Origin of the sequence: Alkalihalobacillus deserti (assembly GCF_020734105.1) — a bacterium.
Lineage (GTDB): Bacteria > Bacillota > Bacilli > Bacillales > Bacillaceae_D > Halalkalibacter > Halalkalibacter deserti.
Genome location: NZ_JAJAFR010000015.1, coordinates 49,512 through 68,652 on the forward strand (window position 1 = coordinate 49,512; position 19,141 = coordinate 68,652).

Here is a 19,141-nt window from a genome sequence, read left to right on the forward strand (position 1 = left end):
AATGAATTTACATGAAAAAGAATTTAAAATAAGTTTGCCCAGAATAGTCATTGGGTTATTTTGTTCTGTACTTATATGTATCGCAGTTATAGTAGCATATGATTACTCAGTTTCTGTTGTAGGGTTGTTTGTTTTAATTTGTTTTTTACTTATTATTTTACCTATATTTCTATTGAAAGATATTTTTCATCCTTTTATTATTCTTGCAACTTCTACCTTATTAGCAATTATAGATTTTTTAAATAAAGACCTGATTGGAAGTCAATATCCCAACTATATAATTGTATATTCATTAATGGTATTTATTTGTTGGTATTTATTTGTCTACTTAGGGTATCTTTTAGCTTCTAGAGAAACAATAAAAATTACTGCTAACAAAGCGACACTTCCTAAAATTAACAACCCTATAAAAATATCAATAGTGATATTAAGTACAGTTTTATTAGGCTTTGTTTATAGTATGTCAATTATGGGAGGTTTTCAAGGGATGTTAAATGCTATGACTAATACGACAGTAGCCTATTCTGGGTTTGGTTATCTTAGGCAAGTTGTTGGGTTAGGTGGTATTGCAGCTCTATTACTACTATATGGCGGCTATAAAAAAACTTCAATGTTAATCTTAATAGGTACAGGTGTTATGTTAACATTTTTTGGTGGTCGAGCTAATGTAATTTTAGGAACAGTTTTGCCTTATTTGATGTTATACCACTATAAAGTTAGAAGGTTTAAACTTTGGCAGCTATCGTTACTAGGGGGAATAGGTTTAATATTTGTAGAGGCTATAGGTGTCTTACGTAAAGCAAGTCAATCGCATTTTTCTATAGATAGTATGTGGGGTCTTATTACTAATGCAGCTAGTGCTACGTCTAGGGCTAATACTGTCCCACTTTTAATTGAATCATTATTGAATGGTAATGTAGATTTCCAATATGGCAAACCATTAATTAATATTATTTATGCCCCAATACCAAGAAGTATTTGGGACAATAAGCCAGAGATTATTGATGGAACAGTATTAATAGCATATGAACTAACTGGGTCTACCAGTTATGGTATGCCTGCAGGACCATACGGAGAAGCATTTTTTAATTTTGGCTGGATAGGTGTTATATTGATGGGATTTTTGACAGGATTTATAGTAAGGAGAGTTTATAGTAAATTTGTAGTTAAAAAAATTGAAAATGCTGGTGGTATAATGGGTTTAGTTTTTTATGTCCTAATTATTCAATCGGTATTTAGTATATTCTCAACTTCGGCACAAGCAAAAATATTATGGGTTGTTGGTATTTTTACTCTAGTATATTTCTTAGACTTTGTATTTGGAATTAGATTAGCTAAAAGTCGAAAACCGTCTCAGGCTTTTTCTAATAGAGTAAATGAGACTATATTGAATTCAAATAAATAGAAATACTATTTACTAAAATTATAATTAAAAAAGTGCATCTATAAATGTTAAGAGAAATTTATAAAACATATAGAAAAAATTCATAATAAGAAGGAATTATCTATACAGGTGTATTTATCCAGGGAGTATTTTATCCTTACGCTCACCTATCTATTTTAAAGGGCAATTAAGATATCTGCTTTTAAATTAGGGTGGTAGGAAACTTGTCTCGTTCTCTAAGAAAGCTATTACTGAGAATATCCCAATATGGAAGGGTGAGGACTTTGAAGGTTTTACATGTATTCAACAATGAGAAATTTGTTAATCAATATATAGAATTTATGGATCTGAATTTTGATTATTCAGATCATTTTTTTTTGATAATTGGAGATAATAAAGGGTTTGAAATTAAATCAGGTCAGAATGTTTTACAACTAACTAAAGATATAAAAAGTGTTAGAACTCTTATAAGTAAGATGAATAGGTGTGATAAACTTATAATTCATGGGTTAAGCAATCCTAACCTAGTAAAAGTATTGTTTATGTTACCTTGGGTTTTGAGAAAGAGCCATTGGGTAATTTGGGGGAGCGACCTTTATTATTATAACTTTAAAGATAAGACTTTTAAAAATTGGGCATTTGAGATTGTGAGAAAAACAGTTATTAAAAATATTAGTGGATTTATAACTCATATAGAAGGAGACTACGATTTAGCTAAGAAATGGTATGGTACAAAAGGTGATTATCACTACTGTTTTATGTATCCTAGCAACCTTTATAAAGATTATAAATTAACAAATGAATTAAAGAATACTAAACGCATTATTCAAATTGGTAATTCCGCTGATCCATCGAATAACCATATTGAAATTTTTGAAAAGCTAGCCCTGTTACCAGACAAGAATTTTGAAATTATTTGCCCTCTATCTTATGGAGATCCAAATTACGCTAGATTTGTGATAGATAAAGGTAAAGAAATGTTTGGAGATAAGTTCCAACCACTTACCGAGTTTATACCATTTAAGCAATACCTTGAAACATTAGCTAGAATTGATATTGCGATTTTTAATCATAAGAGACAGCAAGCAGTGGGGAATATAACAACACTGCTTAGTTTAGGAAAGAAAGTTTATATTCGCAATGATATAACTACTTGGCGATTTTGTGAAGAGCATGGGTTAAAAGTTTTTAGTACTAATGAACTTCAAAGTCTATTTAAACCATTGCCTCAGGAAATTAAGGATAATAATCAAAAAAAAATGATGGAACAATTTTCGAAAAAAAAGCTTGTAAATGACTGGAAGAATATATTTGAAGGGATTGAATAAAATTGAAGCTCGCTTTTTATTTAATGAATCATAAGGGTTATTCAGCAATTGTAGATTTTCTTAATAAATTCAATTCTTCTTCAGTCGAATATGTTGTACTATCTCGAGACGAACATGTAGAAAAGGATTACTATAATGAAATAAAAAACCTTTGCCATAGTCATAGTATTGTAGTTTTTGATAGAAAAGATAATATTCCAAAATATTCGGGCTATAAAGTTGCTATTGGATGGAGATGGTTAATTCGAGACACTTCAAAGCTAATTGTTATGCATGATTCAATTCTTCCCAAATACAGAGGCTTTTCACCGCTTGTAAATATGTTAATAAACGGTGAAAAGGAAATAGGTGTTACGGCATTGTGTGCTTCTGACAATTATGATGAAGGCGACATTATTGAACAGAGAAAAGTTAAAATAGAATATCCGATTAAGATACATGAAGCTATTGATAAAGTATCAGCCTTGTATTCATGTCTGGTTATTTCAATTTTTCAAAAGTTACTAGTTGATGGATGTTTAGTAGGGTCACCGCAAAATCATAACCAAGCTACTTACAGTTTATGGCGAGATGAATTAGATTACCTTATTGATTGGTCTAAAGATTCATCTACTATTATACGAACAATCGATGCTTTAGCATTTCCATATTTGGGGGCAAAATCATATTTTAATGGTAAATTAATTACGATTACTGAAGCTGAGGAAGTTAATGACGTTATGATTGAAAACAGAGATTTTGGGAAGGTTATTTTTTTATCTAATGGATTTCCAGTTGTAGTATGTGGTGAAGGGTTAATTAAAATCAGAGGTGCATACGACAAAGACAATAATCCTATTCTTCCATTAAAGAAATTTAGAAGTAGATTTGGAGTGAAATAATATTATGATTCCGTTTAATAAACCACCTGTGGTCGGTAGAGAAATTCAATATATACAACAAGCAATAGAAAATCATCAAAAACTAAGTGGCGATGGTCCTTTTACAAAGCGTTGTCATGAATGGTTTGAAGAAAACTTTGATACCTCCAAAGCTCTTCTTACTACATCTTGTACACATGCGTTAGAAATGGCTGCAATTTTGATCGATATACAGCCTGGAGATGAAGTAATAGCTCCATCTTACACTTTTGTCTCGACAGTGAATGCCTTCGTTCTTCGCGGAGCAAAAATTGTCTTTGTTGACATTCGACCGGATACGATGAATATAGATGAATTGTTAATTGAAGCTGCTATCACTGAAAAAACGAAAGCTATTATCCCTGTCCATTATGCTGGTATTGCTTGTGAAATGGATATGATCATGGACATTGCCAAGCGTTATAACCTTTATGTAATTGAGGATGCGGCACAAGGAGTGATGTCGACTTATAATGGCAAGGCGTTAGGAACTATTGGTGACCTTGGTTGCTTCAGCTTTCATGAAACAAAAAATTATTCTATGGGTGAAGGCGGTGCTCTCCTTATTCAAAACGAGAAGTTCAAAGAGCGTGCAGAAATTATCCGAGAAAAAGGAACAAATCGTAGTAAATTCTTTCGTGGGCAAGTTGATAAGTATACGTGGGTGGATATCGGTAGTTCCTACCTTCCAAGTGAGTTAAATGCAGCATATTTGTTAGCTCAGTTAGAAGAAGCAAACACAATCAATAACGATCGTTTAAAAAGCTGGGAGTTATATTATAACTGTTTAAAGAATTTAGCTGAACAAGGTTTCATAGAGCTACCAGTTATACCAGGAGGTTGTGAACAAAATGCACATATGTTTTACATCAAGTGTCGCAATATTGAGGAAAGGTCTAAACTAATTGAGTATCTAAAAGAAAACGAAGTTCTATCAGTATTTCATTATGTTCCACTTCATTCTGCTGATGCGGGCTTAGTTTATGGTGTTTTTCACGGAGAGGATCGCTATACTACAGTTGAGAGTGAACGATTATTGAGACTACCGATGTATTATTGCTTAAAGGAGTCTGAAGTTTTAAAAATATCTAAATTAATAAATGAGTTTTATATCTCATGATAGAGATTTATATTTATGCATAATAAACTCATAAAAAAATTCCTCTCTTTTTCATACGGAAGTGTGATCGGTGCTGCAATTGCATTCATTACGACTATGGTCACAACAAGATTACTGCAACCCGAAGAGTTTGGTAAAGCTTCTATGTTTACATTGTTTGTAAGTATAGCAATGATCCTCGCAGTTTTTGGTACAGATCAAGCATTTGTTCGTTTCTTTTATGAAGAGAAGGAAAATAAACGAGGCGCTTTATTATATAATTGTTTAAAAGTATCATTCATTATACTAGTCCCGGTTCTGCTTCTTGTTGTTGTGATTCGAATTGATTTACTTAACTTTTTATTTTCTGAATATAGTGTAATGACCTTTATTGTTCTCCTAATAGCTATTTTAGTTCAAGTATTATATCGTTTTGGAACGTTAGTAATTAGGATGCAACAAAAAGGAAATATTTATTCAATGCTTGAAATATTAAACAAAGTTATTATTCTAGTTGGGGTTGTAACTTTTTATTTTATATTTGGTAAAACTTATGAAATTTTGATTTATTCAACCGTTATTAGCTTTATTGTTCTTCTTATTTTTCTGATTTATTCACAAAAAGGTTATTGGAGATTAAGCAATCTACATGTTGTGGGTTCTTATCATTCTAAATTTGAAATTTTTTCTTTTAGTTATCCACTAGTTTTTACAACAGCTGTAATGTGGATTTTTGAAGGTTTTGATAAGTTTGCTATTCGCCAGTGGTCTAATTTTAATGAGTTAGGGCTATATGCTGCGGCATTTAAAATTATTGGTTTGCTCGCTATTATGAAGATGGCTTTCACTACTTTTTGGACTCCAGTTGCTTATGAAACATATCAAAAAGATCCTACAAATACTTCTTTTTATGCGAATGTTTCCAAGCTTGTTAGCTTTTTGATGATGATGGTAGCCATAATGGTTATTATGATGAAAGATATCATTATTATGTTATTAGGTGGAAGCTATGGTGGATCAAGTTTAATGCTCCCGTTTTTAGTATTTATACCGATTATGTATACAATTTCAGAGACTACAGTAATAGGAATTAATTTTCATAAAAAGGTAAAGTGGCATATTTTAATAGCAATTTTTGTCTGTATTGTGAATATTATAGGGAATTGGTTGCTAGTCCCTAAATACGGAGGAATAGGTGCTTCTATTTCGACGGGGATTTGCTATATTTTATTTTTTACTCTAAGAACGGTTATCTCTCTACATTATTATAAAGTGGATTATGGACTAGTTAAAGTTTATACATCAACAGCAGTGTTATTGGTTTTTGCTAGCTATACGCTATCACCTATCCAACCGCTTGATGAACAGATCATTGGTTTATTGGCAATGGGTTTAATCATTCTTATTTATTCAAGTGATATGAGGAATTTTATTAAACTACGTAAAAGGGGTTCATCAGAATAAAAGATATCTTTTCAGCCGGTGGTTCTGAAACGTAGCATTTATTCTTTAATGGAATCAGACTACTATAGTAAATTTTTGCATTCAATTATGATCTAAATAGAAAAAGATATTCCATTTACAAATTAATACTTTAAAGGCTTTTTTACTTACTGTTAACAATATTAAAGGAGTTGATTGTGTTGAAAGGTATAATTTTAGCAGGAGGTAGTGGCACGAGGTTATATCCCTTAACAAAAACTATTTCCAAACAACTACTGCCAATATACGACAAACCAATGATTTACTATCCTTTATCTGTTTTAATGCTTGCTGGTATTAGAGATATACTAATAATCTCTACTCCACAAGATACGCCAAGATTTGAGCAACTTCTAGGTAATGGTAGTGATATTGGAATTAATCTTAGCTATGCAGTACAAAAATCGCCTGACGGTCTAGCTCAGGCTTTTTTAATTGGTGAGGACTTTATTGGTGATGATAGTGTTGCGTTAATACTAGGAGATAATATTTTTTACGGACATGGCTTTACTAAGTTGCTAGAGAATGCTGCGTCAAGAGACAAGGGTGCCACGGTTTTTGGATATAATGTGAAAGACCCACAGAGGTTTGGTGTAGTGGAGTTTGATCACGAGGGCAAAGCTATTTCAATAGAAGAGAAGCCCGAAGATCCAAAGTCGACGTATGCCGTTACTGGGCTTTACTTCTATGATAATAGAGTGGTAGACATTGCTAAACAGATCAAGCCTTCAGAGCGCGGTGAATTAGAAATTACAGATGTTAATAAGGCCTATTTAGAATTAGAAGATCTAAATGTTGAATTATTAGGTCGTGGATATGCTTGGCTCGATACAGGGACACATGAATCTTTGCTTGATGCATCGACATATATTGAAACTGTTGAAAAACGTCAGAGTTTAAAAGTTGCTTGTTTAGAAGAAATAGCTTATAGAAAGGGGTATATAAATAAAAGCCAATTATTAGAATTGGCTGATCCACTTAAGAAAAACGAATATGGACAGTATCTAATTAGATTGGCTAATCAACATAAAAATGTATTGCAACAAGAGGAGGTTCTTGCTTGAAATTTACCGAAACTAATTTAAATGGGGTATTCATTGTAGAACCAACGGTCTATGGTGATCATCGTGGATGGTTTATGGAAACATTCAGCCAAAGCAATTATAAAGAAGTAGGAATAAATTTGAACTTTGTTCAAGACAATCATTCATTCTCAGCAGTCAAAGGTACATTGAGAGGGTTACATTACCAGTTAAACCCAAAGGCTCAAACAAAGCTTGTGCGATGTACAAAAGGAGCCATTTATGATGTAGCAGTAGATATTCGTAAAGGGAGTCCCACTTATGGGCAATGGATTGGGACCAAGTTAAGCGAAGAAAATAAAAAGCAATTATTAGTTCCGAAAGGTTTTGCACATGCCTTTATGACGTTAACCGATGATGTAGAAGTTCAATACAAAGTCGATGAGAAGTATTCTCCAGAGAATGATCGAGGGATAATTTGGAACGATCCTGAGATTGCTATTGAGTGGCCTGTAGATATTTCACCAATACTTTCTGAAAAAGACAAAAAAGCACCGATGTTAAAAGATGCTGAAAACAATTTTGTTTATGGAGTGTAAATGATGAAGATCTTAGTGACTGGCTATAGTGGACAACTTGGACATGATGTTGTACGTGAAGGCTTAAAATGTGGTTTTAATATACATGGTATTGGCAGAGACGAAGTAGACATTACTAATGAAGAAGATGTTTATCGATTTGTAAGAAAAGTAAAGCCAGATGCAATTATTCATTGTGCAGCCTATACAGCAGTGGATAAAGCGGAAGATGAAAAAGAAATTTGTCAAAATGTAAATGTAAAAGGTACAAAATACTTGGCTAGTTCTGCTAAAGAAGTAAATGCAAAGTTTATATATATTAGTACTGATTATGTGTTTGATGGAGAAGGAGAAACTCCCTTCGTAGAGACAGATACAGCTGATCCTATATGTTACTATGGGCTAACAAAGTACGAAGGTGAAAAGATAGTAGAACAAATGCTTGAAGACTGGTTTATAGTTCGGATTTCGTGGGTTTTTGGAATTAATGGAAACAACTTTGTTAAAACTATGTTGAAATTAGCAGAAACAAAAACTCAATTGAACGTTGTAGGAGACCAAGTTGGTTCCCCAACTTATACATTTGATTTAGCCAGATTATTAATTGATATGGTTCAAAGTGACAAGTATGGAATATATCATGCATCTAACGAAGGTTTCTGTAATTGGGCGGAATTTGCAATGGAAATTTTTAAACAAACTAATAAGGATGTTAAAGTAAATTTTATTACTACGGAAGATTACCCGACTCGAGCAATGCGGCCAAAGAACTCCCGTATGAGTAAACAAAAACTAATTGACAATGGATTTAAACCTTTACCAAAATGGCAGGATGCATTAGAACATTATATAACTGAATTAACCTAAGAGGTGACATAAATGTATAGAAAAAAAATTCTTATCACTGGTGGTGCAGGTTTCATTGGTGGTAATTTTGTGCAATATATGGTTAATAAATATCCTCAATATGATATTTATAATTTAGACTTATTAACTTATGCCGGTGACTTAACAAAGCATAAATACATTGAAACTAAAGACAATTACCATTTTATCAAAGCGGACATAGCAGATCGGAATACAATCATTCCCCTTTTCGAACAAGAGAAGTTTGATTACGTTGTTCACTTTGCAGCAGAAAGTCATGTTGACCGTTCGATTACTGATCCAGGGATCTTTGTAAAAACTAATGTTGTTGGAACCCAAGTATTATTAGATGCATCAAAAGCTGTTGAACTAACAAAATTTATTCACGTATCAACAGATGAAGTATACGGTGAATTAGACTTTGATCCAACTACGTTCTTCACAGAAGAAACACCGCTGCAGCCTAATAGCCCGTATAGCGCTAGTAAAGCTTCGTCTGATCTATTAGTTCGTGCTTATCATGAAACGTATGATTTGCCAATGAACATCACTCGCTGCTCTAATAATTATGGACCATATCATTTTCCAGAGAAATTAATTCCATTAACGATTTCGCGTGTATTAAATGATGAAAAAGTACCGATATATGGGGACGGCAAAAACATACGTGACTGGTTACATGTTATAGACCACTGCGCTGCAATAGACCTAGTACTGCACGAAGGTGTTAATGGTGAAGTATATAACGTAGGTGGCCATAATGAGCGTACGAACTTAGAAGTAGTAAAAACAATTATTCAAACATTAGGAAAATCTGATAACTTAATTGAGTTTGTAAAAGACCGATTAGGTCATGACAAACGTTATGCAATTGACCCTACTAAACTAGAAAAACTAGGGTGGAAACCTACGTATACATTCGAATCGGGAATTGCTCAAACTATTCAATGGTATCTTGATAACAAAGATTGGTGGGAGCAAATAATTAGTGGTGAGTATCAGAATTATTTCGAGAAACAGTATAGTATTTAACCTCTAGGTTAAGAGAAAGGAAGACATAACTATGTATAAAATAGCAGTAGCAGGAACAGGATATGTTGGTTTAGTCGCAGGTGTTTGTTTTGCCGAAGTTGGTCATCTAGTTACTTGTGTCGACATTGATGAGAGTAAAGTTAATGTAATGAAATCAGGTGTTTCGCCAATTTATGAAGCAGATTTAGAAGAGTTAATGCAAAAAAACTATGCGGCTGGAAGAATTGATTATACAACAGATTATAAATCAGCTTACAAAGATGCAGATGCAATTTTCATCGGTGTAGGTACCCCAGAGCAACCAGATGGTTCCGCTAATCTTTCATATATTGCAACTGTTGCTAGACAAATAGCTGAGTCGATTGAAAAGGATTGCTTGGTTGTTGTTAAATCCACTGTTCCTGTTGGAACAAACGATAAAGTAGAACAATTTATTCAAGACTTTCTAGTAAATGATGTGAAAGTGGAAGTGGCATCAAACCCTGAGTTTTTAGCTCAAGGTTCTGCCGTACATGATACACTCCATGCAGAAAGAATTATTATTGGAACAGAAAGTAAGTGGGCTGAAGAATTACTAATTAAGATCTACGAGCCGTTTAACCTACCAATTGTTTCAGTAAACAGAAGATCGGCGGAAATGATCAAGTATGCATCAAACGATTTCCTTGCTCTCAAAATATCTTATATGAATGATATTGCAAACCTTTGTGAACTAGTTGGAGCGGATGTACAGGATGTTGCAAAAGGAATGAGCTATGATGCTCGTATTGGAAGTAAATTCTTAAACGCAGGTATAGGTTATGGTGGTTCATGCTTCCCTAAGGATACGAAAGCACTAGAAAACATTGCTAAGCAGCATGGATATGAGTTAAGGACGGTTAAGGCCGCAATAGATGTGAATACAGACCAAAAGACAATGTTATATAAGAAAGCTAGTAAAAGACTCATTACTTTTAATGGTCTAAAGGTAGCTGTGTTAGGTTTAACGTTTAAACCTGGAACAGATGATTTAAGAGAAGCTGCATCTCTTGAGAATGTACCATTATTAATAGAGCAAGGTGCAGATATTTATGCGTTTGACCCTGTAGGTGCTGATAACTTTGCGAAAGTACATCCAGAAGGAATAAATGGCAAAGGCAGTATTACGTATGTTACGAATATTGAAGATGCTTTAAATGAGGCGAATGTTTGCTTTATCTTTACAGAGTGGGGCGAAGTAAAAGCAGTTACTCCTGAAAAGTATAAGGAGTTAATGAGAACTCCTTTAGTATATGACGGAAGAAATATTTATAGTATTGAAGAGATGCAAGGAGCAGGAGTAGAGTACCATTCGATTGGAAGAAAGGCCGTGGAGAGAGAAGTTTCAAAGGAGTCGAGAAATCTTGAATTACAAACCGTTAGATCCTAGTAAAGTTTATCTTATTACTGGAGCTGGAGGTTTCATCGGATATTATTTATCTAAGAAACTATTAGAACAAGGTTGCCAAGTAATAGGTATTGATAATGTAAATGATTATTATGATGTGAACCTTAAAATGGATCGTTTAGACCAACTTCAGCCTTATGATAAGTTTACTTTTATTAGGGGAGATATTTCAGACAAGCCTTTAATCACAGAACTCTTTGAAAAGTACAAGCCAAATGTTGTGGTTAATTTAGCAGCCCAAGCGGGAGTACGTTATTCAATAGAGAATCCAGATGTTTATATTCAAAGTAATATTATTGGATTCTATAACATACTAGAAGCTTGTAGGCACAATCCAGTAGAACATCTAGTGTACGCATCTTCAAGCTCTGTTTATGGTGCCAATAAAAAGGTGCCATTTGAAGAAACAGATTTTGTAGATACTCCTGTATCCCTTTATGCCTCTACGAAGAAATCTAACGAATTAATGGCTCATACGTATAGCCATTTGTATAAAATTCCATCGACAGGTCTTCGCTTCTTTACGGTATATGGTCCAATGGGAAGACCAGATATGGCTTACTTTGGATTTACTGATAAATACTTTGCAGGGGAGCCAATTAAGATCTTTAATAATGGTGATTTTGATAATGATCTCTATCGTGATTTTACGTATATCGATGATATAGTCGAAGGAATAGAGCGACTTATTGGTAAACCCCCAGTTGATAAGGTTCCTCATAAGGTATTTAATATCGGTAACAACAATCCGGAAAAGCTGATGACCTTTATTAATACATTGGAGAAGACTTTAAGCAAAGCTTTAGGAAGAGAAGTGCAGTTTGAAAAGGTGTTTGAACCAATTAAGCCTGGAGATGTACCCGCTACGTATGCTTCAACTGATTTATTGCAGGAAGCGGTAGGGTTTAAACCGAAAACATCGATCGAAGAGGGTTTGCAGCAATTTGCTGATTGGTATGTTGAGTATTATAAGAAGAAGTAAGATTTGAAATTATTAAAACACGCTAAGCAAATACATGGCTTAGCTGGTAGAATTTTTTGTGATCGAGACCGAAAGTCTCGTAAAGATAAGCCCGTCAAGCTATCAGTCATGGTAGTTTGGCGGGCTTATTTGTTTTGCCAAAATGCGCTAATTAAATTCAGTCTATCATGTGAAGTGTGGTGGTTCTGGTGCCTGTCACTCCCCGAAGATTGTAAGATTTTGTCGATAGATTGATATAATATTAGAAAAGGGAGAGCTGATTATTTATTATAAATGGTTGGATTTCTTTTCTCGCAATAGATATACCGATATTGGTATTAGTAAGAGACCTCATTATAGAGGATGACGGACTTTTTCACAAGAACCCTTTATCCATCCAACTTCCTAAGGACAGGGGAATAGGTTCCTTGTCCCTAAAGAAAACAGAGTGAAATGATCAAGCTTTCGGGTTTTTGAGGAGAATAAAACCAAACATTGCTATGCTCTAGCTAGTCATGAAGATACGGTGACTACCGTCGCTAAGAATGAGGGTAGGGTAATGTAAATTAAGGTGCGTCTCTATAACAGTAAATTATAATGATAAAAACAAATTTTTAACGACCGTAGAAGAGAATGCTTTTATCCTATGTGATGTTAATCTAATAGCCCCTGTAACCGTTGGAAGAAGACAAGTTGTAGCTGCAGTCACTTCCAACGGTTACAGGGGGGCTATATAAAGTAAATCTTTAGAAATAGCACGTTCGAGGCAAGTAAACAAAGAATCCTATTACAATAAATAAGTAATTCAAATAAAGGAGTGAAATTATGGGGAAGTATTTTGGAACAGATGGAGTACGTGGTGTAGCAAATACGGAATTAACACCAGAACTAACCTTTAAACTAGGCCGTTTTGGAGGTTATGTATTAACCAAAGGATTGAAGAATAGCAAAGTAGTAGTTGGCCGCGATACTCGTGTTTCTGGACAGATGTTAGAGGGATCTCTTATATCAGGATTATTATCAATAGGAGTAGAAGTTGTTCAACTTGGTGTAATTTCAACACAGGGAGTAGCCTATTTAACAAAGACATTAGATGCTCAAGCAGGGATTATGATTTCAGCGTCTCATAATCCAGTTGAAGATAATGGCATTAAATTCTTCGGACCAGATGGATTTAAACTACTAGATGCACATGAAGAAGAAATAGAGAGATTACTAGATCAAGAGAGTGATGTTTTACCACGTCCAACAGGTTCTAATGTGGGACAAATGAAAGATTATTTTGAAGGTGGAAAAGACTATGTAAATTACCTTAAAAAGACAATTGATGGAGATCTTAAAGGAATAAATATTGCTCTAGATTGTGCTAATGGTGCAACTTCATCTTTAGCACCTCAACTTTTTAGTGATTTAGGTGCGAATATATCTACAATGGGCGATATACCAGATGGCTTTAATATTAATGCAGGAGTTGGATCTACGCACCCTGAAGTTTTATCCTCTTTTGTCCAAGGTGATCGGTGCCTGTCACTCCCCGAAGATTGTAAGATTTTGTCGATAGAGTGATACAATGGTGTTTCGGTGCCTGTCACTCCCCGAAATTTGACAGATTTTGTCGAGAGAAAAAGCTCAAAGGTATAAAAAGTTACTAGCTTATTAATTCTATCATTTGCTAAACTGAATGTAGCAATTACATAAGCTGATGGGCGGTTGACCCTCCTGGTGAATAGGGTGTTAATAATGGTGACACATGAAGCAACGAATACGCTATTTCAATACGGGACATTGATCGTTACAATGTTTATCGCAGTTGTAGCGATGGTCGCGCTAGTCACCAATAAAAAGAAGTAACCGCCCGTCCCGACCAAAGAGTGGGTGGTTACTTCCTTTCAGTATAAACTTTAAAATTGGTCAGCCGTTCTTCATGCGGCATGTAGTTAAGTTGACCGTATGTCTGTTTATAGATTGGCATATTACCAAAAATATCCCTAATTAATTTTTTGAAATGTAGGTGAGAAGGGTATGACGTGTGAAATTTGTGAAAGACAAAAGGCGAAAATAATTATTAGCCAGGATGAAGAGCAGAAGCAATTGTGCTTAGGTTGCTATAACCGTCAATTATCTGCAGAACTGAATGTAGAGTTACAGTCTCAGCCGGAAGCTTTTTCCACTACCGATTATGCAGGGGTTAGAAGAGAATTTATTATTACACAAAGACTTAATCCAGTAGGTATCTTGATCGAAGCAGAAGAAAAGAAAGAATATGGCTATAAGTTTGCTGTTCATGGTGAATTGGACTGTGATCAAGTGGAATTATTTCAACGTTTGCAAGAGAAAGTGAAGCAAGGTATAACTACGTCCTATGTCACAACAAGGAAGTTTCCGAGTGGACAGCAAGTCGAAACGATCAAAAATGATAAAATAGTTGGTCGGCTGGACTATGATGAATTGAACGAAGATACACCAATGGTTGTTATTGATGGAAAGCCTTATACATGGGAACAGTTGGGGAAAATGGTACAAGCATTTGAAGGGTTTCAAATAAAGGTGAAAATGGTTGATATGACTGATAATGTGGAGTAGTGACTTCTTTAGATGCGGTGCCTGTCACTCCTCGAAGATTGTAAGATTTTGTCGAGAGGAATCGCTCGTCTCACTTGTCACCAACAAAAAGAAGTAACCGCCCGTCCTCCGACCAAAGAGTGGGTAGTTACTTCTTTTGTAAGTATTCTGCTGCCTTGCTTCACTATCGGAACTACTTAGCCTGAACTTATCCCTTATACTCCTAAATCTTCGAGTAGGTTCATTAAATTCGTTAATTCATTAATTGTCTGCAGTAGCTGAGAGCTTTCTAATTTATCCAGTGCAACTTCACCATTTATCATGGCGCTTTCGATCAACTCTTTAATTTGTTCATTTTTATCTACTACTTGTTGATGGATATCTTCTGCGATTGATGGAAACTCTGTTTGATTAAATTCTTCAATTTGTGTTAACATAACTGTTAATTTTTCTTCTAATTCAGCTTTCGCATCGGGATTATCTATTGCTTCTTGAATCATCTGTGGGGCTTCCTGTCCAAAGTCATTCCATGTATTAATATATTCCGTAGCTTCCTTTGCATAATCTAATGAATTATTGACTTCCTCCAACAAGGAACATCCACTCAATAGAAAAGAAAAAATTAGGGTAAATAGGATTACTGTTTTACGCATGATTTTCCTCCCGTTGTATCTATTATTTCATTCTTTTTTTAACTTCTTTTATTACTATAGGCATTAATTTTTCTGTTGCGAGTTTTTTGCCGTGTTTTATAATCAACCCTTTTATCAGACTTTTGACCACCAATTTTTCCGCCTCCTTTCGTGCCTTTTAGCAGGGAAGGTATTTTTTTAAAAAAAGAAACAGAAAAGACCCCTGCCAGAAATGTACTGACAAAGGTCTCGCGAACAGAAATAATGCCTGCCAACAAAGCCGGGGATTGGAATCCCGTAATGACGACTTTGCTGTATAGCTACTCCCCTTTGGGATATAATCTTAATTTATATTCATTATAATATAGTAATAGAAAAGGTCAACGTTTTTTTTAGAGGTTAAGTGCCAGTCACTCTCCCAAGAGACAGTTTTCAAGCTTCCATAGATACAAGAAACCTCCACAGCCCATTCTAAGCCAACCTGTTGATGTTTTAGAGGTTTTAAAGCCCTTCTCAATATTATTTAGGAGTGTATGAGATTGTTTCCGAAAAGTTAATATCCATACTTTCAGAGTTTAGTAACATTTATCCGAACTATTAAAATTAAGGTTGCTTTACTGTTTAATAAATCCAAGTGGATTTAAAACGGGAAAAGACAAACAGTATTATTACACGTTTTATGGATTCCTATCTCCTTTTGCTCATAGCAACTTTGGGTAGATGCGACTTTGGGTAGATGCGGTGCCTGTCACTCCTCGAAGATTGTAAGATTTTGTCGAGGGGAATCGCTCGTCTCACTTGTCACCAACAAAAAGAAGTGTTTACCGATAGCGTTTTCGCTACCCTCAAGTACAACTTCATTGTAAACTTCTTGAGGGATGTAAATATCAAAAAGTCCCCATAACAACTCAAGCTGTCCAATCATGGACAATCCGATAATTGGACTTGTATTACTTATCGCTTTGATCATTGTCATTTTTCCCTAAAATAAATTCAATGGTTTCATTGTCTTGCTTATTATGGTCTTCAGTATATTCAGCCCAATGAATACCGTGGTTGATTAATATTTGAACAAAATCGGCAATGCTTCTATTGGATAGTTCTGCGGCTCGAGCTAAAGTTATCTTTTTAGCGGTAAATAAGTAAATGGCAACTGACAGATTTACATCTGCATCAACAGAATCACTATCTTGTTCTTTTAAAAAAGGTAAGAACTGAGGATTTATTCTCACTTTTAATCTTGACTGTTCCATTGCCATCTTACCAGCCTCCCTTTCTTGTACTTATAATATTATAACACCCTAGTGTACATAATTATCTTTACTTAGCATTATTTTTAAATTTATGTAATTTAGAGGCGGTGCCTTAGATTCTGTGCCAGTCACTGCTCGAAGTTTGGCAGATTTTGTCGATAGATTGATGTATAGTAGGAAAGCTGATTATTTGTTATAAATGATTAGCTTTCTTTTTTTTTTATACAAGTATAGGTAATTTGGTTATTTCTCTTTTTGCTAGAAGCTTTAAAATTTTTTGAAAAGCTAAAGGAATTCTTCAAATCATGTCGAATCATTATAAAATACGTTATCCATTCCTCTTTGACCCCTTCTATGCCTGTTTGTTCTCCTTAGGATTCGTTACGTTTAATTTTTTATTTCTCATCCATCCGCAGTAAATGTCTCCTTATTAAATATCCTAAACTCTTAAATCATCTAATTTCATAGAAAGAAGGAGGTCTTTTTTTGACTGTTAATATCTCGAGCATTGGTCTGAAAGGGTTAGAAGGTTATCGTGTTCAAGTGGAGGTGCAGGTTTCCAAAGGAACAGAGTCAATGGTTATTGTCGGGCTTCCGGATGCGTCGGTGAAGGAATCGAAGGAACGAGTGTTATCAGCGATACGGACATTGGACTGTGATGTCACCGATCACAAGATTGTCGTAAATTTATCGCCATCGGAACAAAAGAAAAATGGTCCGTTATTTGATTTGGCTATGGCGATTGCGGTGTTGAAGGAAAGAAAGCAGATCAAAGAGGAGATTCCGCAAGATACAGCTTTTCTTGGAGCTTTGTCTTTAGATGGCACCGTTGTAAAAGTGGAAGGGATGTTGCCTTCTTTGATTGCAGCCAAAGGTTTAGGGTTTAAACGCGTTATTCTTCCATATGATCCGCTCCTTCCACTTGAGATGTTAGAGGGGATTGAATACGTCGTTGTTCACCATATAGTTGATGTGCTACAGTCTATACGTGGACAAATTCTGCTGCCTTTTCACAAAGTACCGTCGTCCATTGAAAAAACGATATCAACGGAGTATCAAAAGGACTTCTCACACATTATCGGTCAGGAGAAAGCAAAGCTAGCGCTGGAGGTGGCGGCAGCTGGTGGTCACAATGTGTTGATGAGTGGTCCTCCTGGGTGCGGCAAGAGCCTGCTTGCTGAAACATTCCCATCGATCTTACCGTTTTTAACGAAACAAGCGCAATTAGAAGTCATTAGCTTGTATCAGCTCGCGCAAGAAAAGCTTCTCACTCCACAACTTGCTCCTTATCGACATCCTCATCACTCCGCTTCATCCGTCGCGATTATTGGTGGAGGATCAAATCCAAAACCCGGTGAAATTTCATTAGCGCATCATGGGGTCTTATTTCTAGATGAAATGGCTGAGTTTACAAAGAAAACGTTAGACATGTTACGGCAGCCACTAGAAACAGGAAAAGTCACGATCAGCAGGGCGCACTCTACCGTTACGTATCCATCCTCCTTTATCCTCATCGGTGCAATGAATCCTTGTCCTTGTGGGTATCTCGGCGCTAACACGCACTATTGTGCTTGCACACCAAAACAAATCCAAACGTATCGAAATCGCGTTTCAGGACCTATCTATGACCGAATGGATGTCTTGCTATCATTAAACCCTGTCAGTCTCGATCAGCCTTCTGAAACAAGGGAGTCATCTTTGGTGATTCGAAAAAGAGTCGAACAAGCAAGACAAAGGCAATATGACCGCTACCAGGCAGAACTGTGCAATGCAAGAGTTACCTTTGAGCAACTAGCAGAAGTGAGTCTATTAACAGACAGTCAGCGAAAAATGATCACTCAAGTTTCGTCTAAGAAGCAATGGAGCAATCGCGTCCAAGTTAAAATGATTCGCCTGGCAAGAACCATTTCTGACTTAGCGGGAGATTCACAGATAACAGACGAAAGCATCTGGAAAGCGATGACATTAAGACGAACGAATCTAGCCAAAGACTCATTGAGAGCGAGGGAGAACTAATGCCTCGTCCGAAAAGAGTGTGGATTCCTCATCGCTTTTATCATATTGTTAGCCGGGGAAACCGCCGTGACCCACTTTTCCGCTCTACCACTGACTTTCAATCTTTTCTTCACATCCTGCACCAACTCCATCAAACCACTCCATTTGAACTCGCTTCTTACTGCTTAATGACCAATCACTACCACCTGCAAATCCGCTCCCAAGAAACGTCGCTTTCAACAGTGATGGCTCTTATTAATAAAAGATATGCCAACTACTATAACACTCGTTATCGCTTAACGGGCCACGTATTCGAGAAACGTTTTTATGACAAAATCATCGAGGACAAAGAAGGAATGATTGAAGTCAGTCGCTACATTCACCTTAATCCAGTTGAGGTGAAAATGGTAAAGCGGCCAGAGTATTATCCTTGGAGCAGCTATTATTTGTATTTTTACCCGAATGCGATGCAACCGAGGTTTATGAAAATAGAAGAGATATTGGATTATTATGTTGGAACGGTGGAGGATAGGAGGAGGTTGTATTGTGAGGGAGTGTTCTAAGGTAGGCATTTCTTATAATTAGTCTCTTTCAAGTCAATTTCCGATCCACATTATTCAT

Annotated in this window: 18 protein-coding genes and 1 pseudogene; 16 read left to right on the forward strand and 3 right to left on the reverse strand. The window is 35.5% G+C overall.

Annotated features, from left to right (window positions below):
* Position 1 precedes the first annotated feature (1 nt).
* From LDX58_RS19670 to LDX58_RS19730, 14 genes and pseudogenes are all read left to right on the forward strand, one after another.
* Positions 2-1,405, forward strand: a complete 1,404-nt coding sequence (locus tag LDX58_RS19670; RefSeq protein ID WP_227938650.1) for an O-antigen polymerase — start codon at positions 2-4, stop codon at positions 1,403-1,405.
* 263 nt (positions 1,406-1,668) lie between these two features.
* Entirely contained in the window at positions 1,669-2,712 is a 1,044-nt protein-coding gene (locus LDX58_RS19675) for a TDP-N-acetylfucosamine:lipid II N-acetylfucosaminyltransferase family protein (protein ID WP_227938652.1), read from the forward strand.
* Positions 2,713-2,714: 2 nt separating this feature from the next.
* The gene (locus LDX58_RS19680) at positions 2,715-3,593 is read left to right on the forward strand and encodes a methionyl-tRNA formyltransferase (RefSeq protein ID WP_227938654.1); all 879 of its coding nucleotides are present in this window, start codon (positions 2,715-2,717) and stop codon (positions 3,591-3,593) included.
* 4 nt (positions 3,594-3,597) lie between these two features.
* Positions 3,598-4,731 carry a dTDP-4-amino-4,6-dideoxygalactose transaminase gene (rffA, locus tag LDX58_RS19685; RefSeq protein ID WP_227938656.1) on the forward strand — a complete coding sequence of 378 codons (1,134 nt, stop codon included), beginning with the start codon at positions 3,598-3,600 and terminating at the stop codon, positions 4,729-4,731.
* Between the two features lie 15 nt (positions 4,732-4,746).
* On the forward strand, positions 4,747-6,174 hold the full coding sequence (locus LDX58_RS19690; RefSeq protein WP_227938658.1) for a lipopolysaccharide biosynthesis protein: 1,428 nt from the start codon (positions 4,747-4,749) through the stop codon (positions 6,172-6,174).
* A 179-nt stretch (positions 6,175-6,353) separates the two neighbouring features.
* Positions 6,354-7,256 (forward strand): glucose-1-phosphate thymidylyltransferase RfbA, encoded by a 903-nt coding sequence (gene rfbA, locus LDX58_RS19695; protein ID WP_227938708.1) that lies wholly within the window; start codon positions 6,354-6,356, stop codon positions 7,254-7,256.
* The gene (gene rfbC, locus LDX58_RS19700; protein ID WP_227938660.1) at positions 7,253-7,813 is read left to right on the forward strand and encodes a dTDP-4-dehydrorhamnose 3,5-epimerase; all 561 of its coding nucleotides are present in this window, start codon (positions 7,253-7,255) and stop codon (positions 7,811-7,813) included. Before rfbA ends, rfbC begins: the two co-directional genes overlap by 4 nt.
* 3 nt (positions 7,814-7,816) lie before the next feature.
* Positions 7,817-8,659 (forward strand): dTDP-4-dehydrorhamnose reductase, encoded by an 843-nt coding sequence (gene rfbD, locus LDX58_RS19705; protein ID WP_227938662.1) that lies wholly within the window; start codon positions 7,817-7,819, stop codon positions 8,657-8,659.
* 12 nt (positions 8,660-8,671) lie between these two features.
* On the forward strand, positions 8,672-9,691 hold the full coding sequence (rfbB, locus tag LDX58_RS19710) for a dTDP-glucose 4,6-dehydratase (RefSeq protein WP_227938664.1): 1,020 nt from the start codon (positions 8,672-8,674) through the stop codon (positions 9,689-9,691).
* 31 nt (positions 9,692-9,722) lie between these two features.
* Positions 9,723-11,099: a UDP-glucose dehydrogenase family protein gene (locus tag LDX58_RS19715; protein WP_227938665.1), complete on the forward strand. Its 1,377-nt coding sequence runs from the start codon at positions 9,723-9,725 to the stop codon at positions 11,097-11,099.
* Complete coding sequence (locus LDX58_RS19720) at positions 11,074-12,099, forward strand: GDP-mannose 4,6-dehydratase (RefSeq protein WP_227938667.1); 1,026 nt, start codon at positions 11,074-11,076, stop codon at positions 12,097-12,099. Before LDX58_RS19715 ends, LDX58_RS19720 begins: the two co-directional genes overlap by 26 nt.
* 804 nt (positions 12,100-12,903) lie before the next feature.
* Positions 12,904-13,632: pseudogene (locus tag LDX58_RS19725) on the forward strand (phosphohexomutase domain-containing protein); the annotation flags it as partial.
* Positions 13,633-13,818: 186 nt separating this feature from the next.
* A complete protein-coding gene (locus tag LDX58_RS27005; RefSeq protein ID WP_443627135.1) occupies positions 13,819-13,929 on the forward strand; it encodes a putative holin-like toxin in 111 nt (36 codons plus the stop codon).
* A gap of 171 nt (positions 13,930-14,100) precedes the next feature.
* Positions 14,101-14,661: a DUF7713 domain-containing protein gene (locus LDX58_RS19730; RefSeq protein WP_227938669.1), complete on the forward strand. Its 561-nt coding sequence runs from the start codon at positions 14,101-14,103 to the stop codon at positions 14,659-14,661.
* A 194-nt stretch (positions 14,662-14,855) separates the two neighbouring features.
* Here the strand turns inward: LDX58_RS19730 and LDX58_RS19735 are convergent, their stop codons facing one another.
* The 3 genes from LDX58_RS19735 to LDX58_RS19740 form a co-directional block, all read right to left on the reverse strand.
* Positions 14,856-15,293, reverse strand: a complete 438-nt coding sequence (locus LDX58_RS19735) for a DUF6376 family protein (RefSeq protein WP_227938671.1) — start codon at positions 15,291-15,293, stop codon at positions 14,856-14,858.
* Positions 15,294-16,020: 727 nt separating this feature from the next.
* Positions 16,021-16,248, reverse strand: a complete 228-nt coding sequence (locus tag LDX58_RS27050) for a PIN domain-containing protein (protein WP_504753300.1) — start codon at positions 16,246-16,248, stop codon at positions 16,021-16,023.
* The gene (locus LDX58_RS19740) at positions 16,223-16,531 is read right to left on the reverse strand and encodes a UPF0175 family protein (RefSeq protein WP_227938673.1); all 309 of its coding nucleotides are present in this window, start codon (positions 16,529-16,531) and stop codon (positions 16,223-16,225) included. The genes LDX58_RS27050 and LDX58_RS19740 overlap by 26 nt, the downstream gene beginning before the upstream one ends.
* Before the next feature lie 480 nt (positions 16,532-17,011).
* Here LDX58_RS19740 and LDX58_RS19745 point away from each other — a divergent pair, with 480 nt between their 5' ends.
* Complete coding sequence (locus LDX58_RS19745; RefSeq protein WP_227938675.1) at positions 17,012-18,541, forward strand: YifB family Mg chelatase-like AAA ATPase; 1,530 nt, start codon at positions 17,012-17,014, stop codon at positions 18,539-18,541.
* On the forward strand, positions 18,541-19,083 hold the full coding sequence (locus LDX58_RS19750; RefSeq protein ID WP_227938677.1) for an REP-associated tyrosine transposase: 543 nt from the start codon (positions 18,541-18,543) through the stop codon (positions 19,081-19,083). Before LDX58_RS19745 ends, LDX58_RS19750 begins: the two co-directional genes overlap by 1 nt.
* Positions 19,084-19,141: the final 58 nt, after the last annotated feature.